Source organism: Myxococcus xanthus (assembly GCF_013116825.1).
In the GTDB taxonomy this organism is placed as follows: Bacteria; Myxococcota; Myxococcia; order Myxococcales; family Myxococcaceae; genus Myxococcus; species Myxococcus xanthus_B.
In genome coordinates this window covers 25,993-34,302 of sequence record NZ_JABFNS010000101.1, presented here as the reverse complement: position 1 = coordinate 34,302, position 8,310 = coordinate 25,993, and the positions used below count along the sequence as shown (strand labels likewise).

Here is an 8,310-nt window from a genome sequence, read left to right as displayed (position 1 = left end):
GGCACGTCACGATGAGGCCGGGCCTGGCGATTCACCTTGAGCCACTCGGTGCACGTGCCCACGCCAGGCAGGGCGCAGCCGCCGTTGGCGAGGTAGTGCCGGCAGCGCTTGTCCTCACCGCGGACGTACGTCTCGCACGTCACGCCGGCGGGGCGCTGAGGGGCAGTCGTGGGTTGAAGGTGGTGGGTGAGGGCCATCCGCAGTGTCCGGCGGCGTGTGCGTTGCCGCTACAAGGTAAATGCGGTGCCTTGAGGCGACGTGGGACATGGGCGGATTTAGAGCGAATTCTTTTCGGATTTCGGCGGAGCCCAGGCACGCGTGTCTCTTCACATGGAAGGCGCAGGTAGCCCTCTCATGAATGCGTTTGAACTGCTGACACACGTCGCGGCGGTACAAAGGCACCGTCCCTGAATTCGGGGACATGGACAGGCACGTTTTCGCGAGGGGCCATGGAGTGCTGTCCACCTGGCCACCTGCTGGACGCCGGTGTGTCCGCCGAATTCCTCAGCAATCCCATGGAGTTATACCGAAGTGGACAGGTGGACAGCATTTTGAGGGGTAGGGCTACTTTTGTAAGCCAGCTTCCCCGCGACTGCTTTTACAGGTTTTGGGCCAGGGAGATTCGGCGCTGCCTCAATAGGGGTACCCGTAGAAAGCTGTCCATGTTGTCCACTTAGTAGTTAACTAGATAAATATATAATAATAATGGATAGTTAGAGGCAAAGAGGGGTGGACAAGGTGCTGTCCCGGCCCTGTCCCAGGTGTCCACGCGGCCGTCCACCTGCGCCGGGAGGCTGTCCTCAGAGAGGGAAATGCCTCGGTGGAGTCCAGCCAGCGGCAAGGGTGTGAAGAGGCCGGCCTCCGAGATGACACCAGCGCCCCAGGCCAAGCGCGGTCCAGGACTTGAAACCGGGCGTGGCCTGAAAAGCCAGAAGGCCTCGTGTTGCGTGGCCACGTCCTTCGGCCCGCGACTCGGCCTGTTGATACATAGTGAAGCTGTGTTTCACATGGCGCACGTCTCCCTGTGTGGACACACGTCCCAGACTGTGTCGGCAGCCTTGCTACGCAGTGTGTGAATTCAGCCGGCGCAGGTGCGTGCGGCCGGACTGTGCGTCACTGGGCATGGATGTCGCAGGGGGCGCGCATGTCCCCGAATTGAGGCCCGCGGGCTTTGCCGTGAAGGAGGACGCTGGCCGCAGGAGTCACGTCCCGCCAGGCCGTTGAAGGGGGAGTCCCGTCGCCGCTGTAGCGACGAAGGAGGGGGAAGTCCGTGAAGCTGAAGCCACAGAATACGCCAGCCAGGGCGGCGCGCCGCGCCGCCTCTACGCGTGCCCCGCCCGCGGCGGCAAACTCGCACCGCGTGGACGGCACCTGCTGTCCTCCGTCCGTCGCGTGCTACCGCGCGCAGGCGCGCCGGTTAGCGTAGCCCGGCCTCACCGCAAGCGAAGCGACGCCCACTTCCGCCGCTGCCGTGTGCAGGTGGCCGGCGGAAGGGCCGTCGTCGGTTTCCACGGGGCATGACTGCCTCCATTCCAACCGGCCCCTGCTTCGTGCAGGACGCCCGGCCGGACAGGCATTCCATAGTGAGAAGGTGCTGGAAGACACTGCACGAGGGATTCGGTACCGCCCTCCAGACAGTCCAAGCAAAGCGCGCATTCGACGCGGCGAAGTTGCACCAGGCGTGCCTTGAGGCCTTTGCCGGGCCCGAGGGCCTCGTCAGCTACCTCGTCAGCCCGGACGTGCCCGCCGACGAGAAGAATGGCCTCTACTCGGGGCTGGTGAGGCTGGCGCAGGGGGACGTGGCCTCTGAGGTGGCCTGGCCGCTGCTGTGGCTGGGGCTGTGGCCGGGGTTGGACGCCGTGTACCAGCGGCGGCTGAAGTACTTCACTGGTGCGGCCGACGAGCTCGCCTCCGCCCTGGCCACGGCCTTCACCGCGTTGGTGAAACGCCTCAACCTGGACACCACCCAGCGCGTGGCCGCGACACTCGTGCGCAGCACGGAGCGCGACGTCATGGACGCGTGGCGGCGTGCCCGTACCGAAGACGCACGGTACAGCCGGTACCGCGAGAGGGAGGAATCAGTCTCCGAGGCGGTGGCGCTTTCCCCGGCCCTCTCTGAGGTGGGCCTCTCAGTGAGGATGCAGGTGGAGTCCCTGGCGAAGTGGCTCCACCTGCTGGCCCCCATGGACGCGAAGCTGGTGCTGTCCGTCCTCCTGCTGGACGAGGAGCAGTCGGTAGTCGGCGTGCGCTTGGGGCTGAAGCCCGCGGTGGCCCGGAAGCGCTTCCAGCGCGCCCTGCTGCGCCTGCGCAGGGAAATGGAAGCTGCGGAGGACTCCGACGACACAGCGGCGTGACGAGACGGACGTCACCTGCGACGCACCCGAACTCAAAAAGAATTCACCAATAAATGTCCGGTGTCCCACGGGGGCTTGAAACACCGCATTTGTATGAAGAGGGGCCGCGGAGGCCCTGAAAGGCACTCAATGAATATGACAATGCTGCTGGGCACCGGTGTACTCGCACTCGCCCGAGTCCCTCTGGGGGATTCTCCTGCACAACCTCGCGTCCACACGCGCCCCCAAGGAAGCGCGAAGGTCACGGACGCCTGGCGCACGCCGGAGGACAACGACTTCGTCCGCCTGCCGGGCCTCTTCCGCCGCTGGGAGTTTCAGCAGGTGGTGGACACCGACGCCGACTTCCACATTGAGGCGGCGGGCTGCGCGGAGGACGGCACCGAGTTGTTTTCCGTGTACCGGCGCGAAAACGCCGCGGCGAAGGAGGCCTGACGTCCATGGCGAACATGTGGGAGCAGACGGAGGAGTTGGCGAAGCGGCACGAGCAGGCCGGGGGCGCCTGGCTGAAGCTGGTGAATGACGGGGACACGGCGGTGGTGGTTTTCCTCGGAGAGCCGCACCCGCGCGAGGTGGTGTTTCACGAGGGCAAGTACGTCCTCTACGACGAGAAGCTGCGGGCCCAGGGGCACAAGCCCTCGCTGCGCGTGGCCCTCAACGTGGCCCTCTTCGACACCCGCGAGGTGAAGGTGCTGGAGATGGGTGTGGCGGTATTCAAGGACGTGCGTCAGCTGCGGGCGAAGTACGGCCTGGAGAAGTGGGCCTTTGAAGTGAAGCGACGTGGGGCGGCGAAGGACCCGAAGACGACGTACTCCTTGCTGCCCGAGCGTCAGTTGACGCCGGAGGAGTCCTCCGCCTTCCATGCCCTGCGCCTGCACAACCTGGCGAAGCTGTACGCGGCGGAAGCCGAGGAGGACGGCGCCCCGCCGACTACCGAAAGCCCAAGGGCAGCGCCAGTGGACGTTGCCGCAGCGCAGGCGCTGGCGGCGCAGCTGAAGTCCCTCCCGCGCGAGGCGGTGGACCGCTTCCTCCAGCACTTCGGCGTGCAGCGGATTCGGGACGTGCCGGCAACGCGCGGCGAGGAGGCGCACGCCTTCGTCCAGTCCCTCGTCGCCCGCTACGCGCCGCCCGAAGCCTCGGCAGACGTCGACCCATTCGCGGGCTGAGGGGAACCTCGTCCGCGGCAACACATGACGCGCAGGGCTGAAGGCCAACGCCCGCGCACCTTCCCAAAGGAATTCATATGCAGAACCACCACTCCGAAACCTTCGGGGCCGGGAGGGCATTGCCCTCAGCCAGCCCCAGTCCAAGCCGGCGCATTGGGCCGGCGCCGTCCACCTCTCCGGGGGCCGCCACCCTGCGCGTCCTGGTAGACTCCGGGCTGCGCCTCGCGGCGGCAGACGTGCCACCGAAGCTGCTGGAGGGCCTGCTGAAGGCCCTCTGCCTGCCCAACCCCGCGTACTGGAAGTTGGTGCGGCTGGGGAAGCGCCCGGGCAGCGAGCCTGAGACGCTGTACTTCCTCAAGCAGGAGGGTGGGGAGGTGCGGCTACCCCGCGGGGCCACTCACCTCCTGCGGCGCCTGGCCGCCGAGGCCGGCCTCACCCTGGCCCTGGAGGACGCGCGGACTCTCCCCAGAGAGCGCCTGCCTCCCATGCCCACGGTGCCGCTGCGGGACTACCAGGCCGCGGCCGTGGAGAAGCTGGTGAAGGGGACGCAGGGCACGGTGGTGCTGCCCTGCGGGGCGGGGAAGAGCGTTCTGGCGGTAGGGGCCATGGCGCGCCTCCGGACGCCGACACTCGTCCTCGTCCACACGTTGGACTTGGCCGAACAGTGGCGACAGCACATTAGCGAGCGCCTGGGCCAGGAGGCCGGCCTCGTGGGGGCGGGGGAGGAGGCGGTGCGCCCCATTACCGTGGCCGTGGTGCAGTCCCTGGCCCGCTGGGACGAGACGCGGCTGGCGGACTTCCTCGCGCGCTTCGGCTTCCTCATTCTCGACGAGGCCCACCACGTGGCCGCCAGCGCCTTCTACCGCCTGGTGGATTGCAGCCCGGCGCGCTACCGGCTGGGCCTGACGGCCACGCCGGAGAGGGAGGACGGGCTGACGCCGTTGCTGCGCCTGTACCTGGGCTCCACCCTGGCCGTCGTCTCCCATGAGGAGCTCGTCTCTCGCGGTGTGCTGGTGGTGCCCGAGGTGCGCACCGTGGAGACGGCCTTCGACTACCCCTACTTCGGCGCGGCGGACTACATGCCCATGCTGGAGGCGCTGGCGGAGGACAAGGAGCGCAACAACCTCATTCTCGGCGCCGTGGCCCGCGAGGCCTGGGCGGGCCACCTGTGCCTCGTCCTCACGGGCCGGGTGGCGCATTGCGAATTGCTGGCGCAGCGCCTGTCGGCCACGGGCCTGCCGGCCGCGGCGCTGACGAGCGAGGTGTCGCGCGAGGAGCGCAAGGCCCTCCTGGACAAGGCCCGCGCGGGGCGTGTGTCCGTCCTCGTGGCCACAAGCCTTGCTGACGAGGGCCTCGACGTGCCGCGCCTGTCCCGCGTCTTCCTGGCCTACCCGAGCCGCGCCCGGGGGCGCACGGTGCAGCGCCTGGGCCGCCTCATGCGCCCCCACCCCGAGAAGAAGAGCGCCGTCCTCTTCGACTTCGTCGACGGGCAGGTGCCCCTCCTCCGGCGTCACCATGCCGAGCGCCGACAGCAGTACGCGCAGGTGCTGGGCACAGCCCCGGTGGCTGCGGCTGCACCGCGGCGGGCGGCGAAGGGGTAGCGACTCGTGACGGCAGTGTCTCCCGCGACTCCTGCGCCCAACCCCGAGGCCATTCGTGCCACGCGGCGGTGGCTGGCCCATGCGGCGCACGGGGTGAGTGAAGTCCGCGTCATTCGCCCCGGTGGTGGGGGCGTGGTGGGCCTCGGCTTCTTCGACGACGAGGACGCCTTCGTCACGGCCTGTGTGGAGGCCAACGCCGCCGGCAACGTGTACGTGGGCATTCAGCCCCGGCCCCGGCGCTTGTTGGAACTCGCCCCCAACGTCCTTCGTCCCCTCAAGAATGGGGCGGGCAGCAAGGACATTGAAGTCGTGACGGCCACCGTCCTCGACTTGGACCCGGTGCGCCCGAAGGACACGGCCAGTACCGAGGACGAGCTCGCCGTTGCCCTCCAGGCCGCGGAGGAGGCCGCGGCATGGTGCGAGGGGCAGGGCCTCGTCCGCCCGCGGCTGATGATGAGCGGCAACGGGGCGCAGCTCTGGTTCGCGCTGGCGCCGCTACCGCTGGAGGGGGAGGCCAGAGAGCGAGTCCAGGCTGGGCTGAAGGCCTTCGAGGCCGAGGTGCGCGCGCGCTTCCAGTCCGGACGCGTGCATGTGGACTCCATCCACGACGTGGCCCGCATCATCAAGGTGGTGGGCACCGTCAGCCGGAAGGGGGACGGCACCGGCGAGCGTCCGCACCGCGTCGCCCAGGCCACCTCCGGCTTCGAGCGCGTCGAGGATGCGCGCCTCGCGGAGTGTCTGCAGAGGGCGCCTGCGCATCAGGAGGCAGTGCTGCCCCGTCCCGCGCGCATGTCGGTGCCGGCTTCCAGCGAGGCGGCGCCAGGGACAGTGAAGGCGAGGCGCACGTCGGAGGGCACGTACGACTGGGAGCACCCGGTAGACATGTGCGGCCCGGTGCAGCGCCTGTGGAATGAGGGCGCCGAGGACAGAAGCGTCGCCATTTTCGACATGGTGCGCTTCTTCACGCACAAGGGCCTGGGCCTCGAGGAGATTACCGAGCTCGTCCTGGAGTACGACAGGCGGGGCCTGGGCAAGCTGAAGGGGCGCGACGGCAAGGCGTACGTCCGCAATGCCTACGAGAAGGTGGTGGCCACCGGGCGGGAGGACGGGACGGTGGCGCCGCCGTGCCACTCGCTGCAGAAGCTGGGGTACTGCCACGTCAACCGCGAGCCGGGCGTCCGGTGCGAGTTGTACGACGCCGTCTTCGACATTGAGAAGGCGGTGGAGAAGGTGCCCGCGGACGCGCCGGCGAAGGAGGTGGAGTACCGCCTCAAGCCCATACTTGAGGCCATTGCCCACCGGCACCCCGCGCTGCACGACTTCTACCTGGAGTCGCTGCAGCAGCGCTTCGGCCTTGAGGCCGAGAAGCTGCAGAAGGCCCTGGCCCGGGTGGCGGGGCAGCAGAAGAAGCCCGCGCCTTCCACACGCGAAGCAGACGCCGAAGACGCGCTGGAGGGCGAAGTCTTTGAGGGGCCGGACGGCTACTACGTGAAGGGCTACGACGACGCACCCAAGCGCGTCTCCTCCTTCCTCCTCACGCTGACAGCCCGCCTCGAAACGGCAGACGAGGAGGTGTACGTGCTGGACGCGCGCACGGACAATGGGACGCACCTGAAGGGGCTGAAGCTGCCGCTGAAGGCCTTCCACTCGAAGCGGGACTTCATCCGTCACCTGCCGCTGGGGGACATGCAGTGGGTGGGGACGGACAACAACGTCCAGGGCGTGCTGCGCCTGCTGACGCGCAAGGTGGTGCCGCGGATGCCTGCGGCGAGAGTGCTGGGCTATTACCAGCACCAGGGGCAGCCGCTGTGGCTGTCTCCCCGGTGCACTCTGGGGCCGGAGGGCTTCCTCACCGACTCCCCCGTGGTGTACCTACCCAACGGGGCCACGTTGGAGGGCCACCTGCGCTACGAGACGGCCAGCGACGAGGCCTTCCTCGAGGTGGCGCACACGGCTTTCGAATACCTGCCCCGCGTCAACACGCCCCAGGTGCTGCTGCCCATGCTGGGGTGGTTTTTCGCGACGCCGCTGAAGCCGCGCCTCATGGCAGCGGTGGGGGCCTTCCCGCTTCTCTTCATTCACGGGACGCAGGGCGGAGGGAAGTCCTCTCTCTGCACGGAAATATTCTGGCGACTCTTCGGCGTGGTGCACAAGGACGCCTTCCGCGCGACGGAGACGGAATTCGCGCTGGTGAAGTTGCTGTCCTGCACCACCTCTGTGCCGGTGGTGGTGGACGAGTACAAGCCCCACGACATGCCGCAGCAGCGCCTCAACCAACTGCACCGCTACATGCGGCGCCTGTACCGCGGGGAAACGGAGGAGAGGGGCCGGCCCGACTTGAAGGTGAATAGCTACCCACTGCAGGCGCCCTTGTGCATTGCCGGCGAGGCGCGCCCCCAGGAGGCTGCCCTGGTAGAGAGAATGCTGACGGCCACGCCGGAGAAGGCGACGGTGCTGCTGCCGGAGTACCGCGCGGCCTTCCAGAAGCTGAAGTCCGTCGACTTGCCCCTCTTCGCCCCTCGCTACATTCAGTTTTGCCTGGGCCGGGACTTCGACGCAGACATGCGCGTGGCACGCGCCGTGACGGACGTCCTCCTGGAGGGACGGCGGGTGCCACCGCGCGTCGTCGACAACGTGGTGGCCATGCTGTTGGGCATTCACCTCTTCGAGGAATTCGCGAAGGCGTGCGGCTGCGTGCTGCCCGTGGACTTGGGGGCACGTGAAGCGGTGGAAGCCCTATTGGCCGACGTCCTCGAAACCGAGGCTGGGGTGAAGAATGCCCTCGACGCCTTCCTCGAAATGCTGGGCGTCATGGCGATTCAGGGCGAGGTGCGGCACCGCGTCCATTACACCTTCGACAAGGAGGGGCGCCTCTGCGTCCACCTCGAGTCGGCGTATGACGCCTTTCGCGCGCACTGCAAGCGGATTGACTACCGCGGTGAGGTGGCGGACGTGAAGGCGCTGCGGCGCATGCTGCAGGAGAACCACCGGCAGGGAGGGTACGTCGCTGCCATGGGGGAGCGCGTCTGCTTCGCTGGCGTGGAAAGCCGGCGCCGCGCCTTCCTCGTCGACTTCTCCAAAACAAACCTCGTCACCGCTGACGACTTTCCTCGGGCGGACAGAGGGCATGCCGCGCATTCTGGGGAGGACTACTTCAATGCGTAGCCAGCCGCCGCCTTCGGCCGTCGGCCC

Annotated in this window: 5 protein-coding genes; all 5 read left to right on the top strand. The window is 67.9% G+C overall.

Annotated features, from left to right (window positions below):
* The first annotated feature begins 1,583 nt into the window (after positions 1–1,583).
* The 5 genes from HNV26_RS25955 (at position 1,584) to HNV26_RS25935 (ending at position 8,283) form a co-directional block, all read left to right on the top strand.
* The gene (locus HNV26_RS25955) at positions 1,584–2,354 is read left to right on the top strand and encodes an RNA polymerase sigma factor (protein ID WP_171443595.1); all 771 of its coding nucleotides are present in this window, start codon (positions 1,584–1,586) and stop codon (positions 2,352–2,354) included.
* Positions 2,355–2,483: 129 nt separating this feature from the next.
* Positions 2,484–2,786, top strand: coding sequence for a hypothetical protein (locus HNV26_RS25950; protein WP_171443594.1), 303 nt, complete (start codon positions 2,484–2,486; stop codon positions 2,784–2,786).
* A gap of 5 nt (positions 2,787–2,791) precedes the next feature.
* Entirely contained in the window at positions 2,792–3,517 is a 726-nt protein-coding gene (locus HNV26_RS25945; RefSeq protein WP_171443596.1) for a hypothetical protein, read from the top strand.
* Positions 3,518–3,753: 236 nt separating this feature from the next.
* Positions 3,754–5,118, top strand: coding sequence for a DEAD/DEAH box helicase (locus HNV26_RS25940; protein ID WP_436410062.1), 1,365 nt, complete (start codon positions 3,754–3,756; stop codon positions 5,116–5,118).
* Between the two features lie 6 nt (positions 5,119–5,124).
* Positions 5,125–8,283 carry a hypothetical protein gene (locus HNV26_RS25935; protein WP_366816966.1) on the top strand — a complete coding sequence of 1,053 codons (3,159 nt, stop codon included), beginning with the start codon at positions 5,125–5,127 and terminating at the stop codon, positions 8,281–8,283.
* The last annotated feature ends 27 nt before the right edge of the window (positions 8,284–8,310 follow it).

Coding starts and splice junctions, on each gene's coding strand:
- HNV26_RS25950 (WP_171443594.1), top strand. CDS start 2,484: ATGAATATGACAATGCTGCTGGGCACCGGTGTACTCGCACTCGCCCGA.
- HNV26_RS25945 (WP_171443596.1), top strand. CDS start 2,792: ATGGCGAACATGTGGGAGCAGACGGAGGAGTTGGCGAAGCGGCACGAG.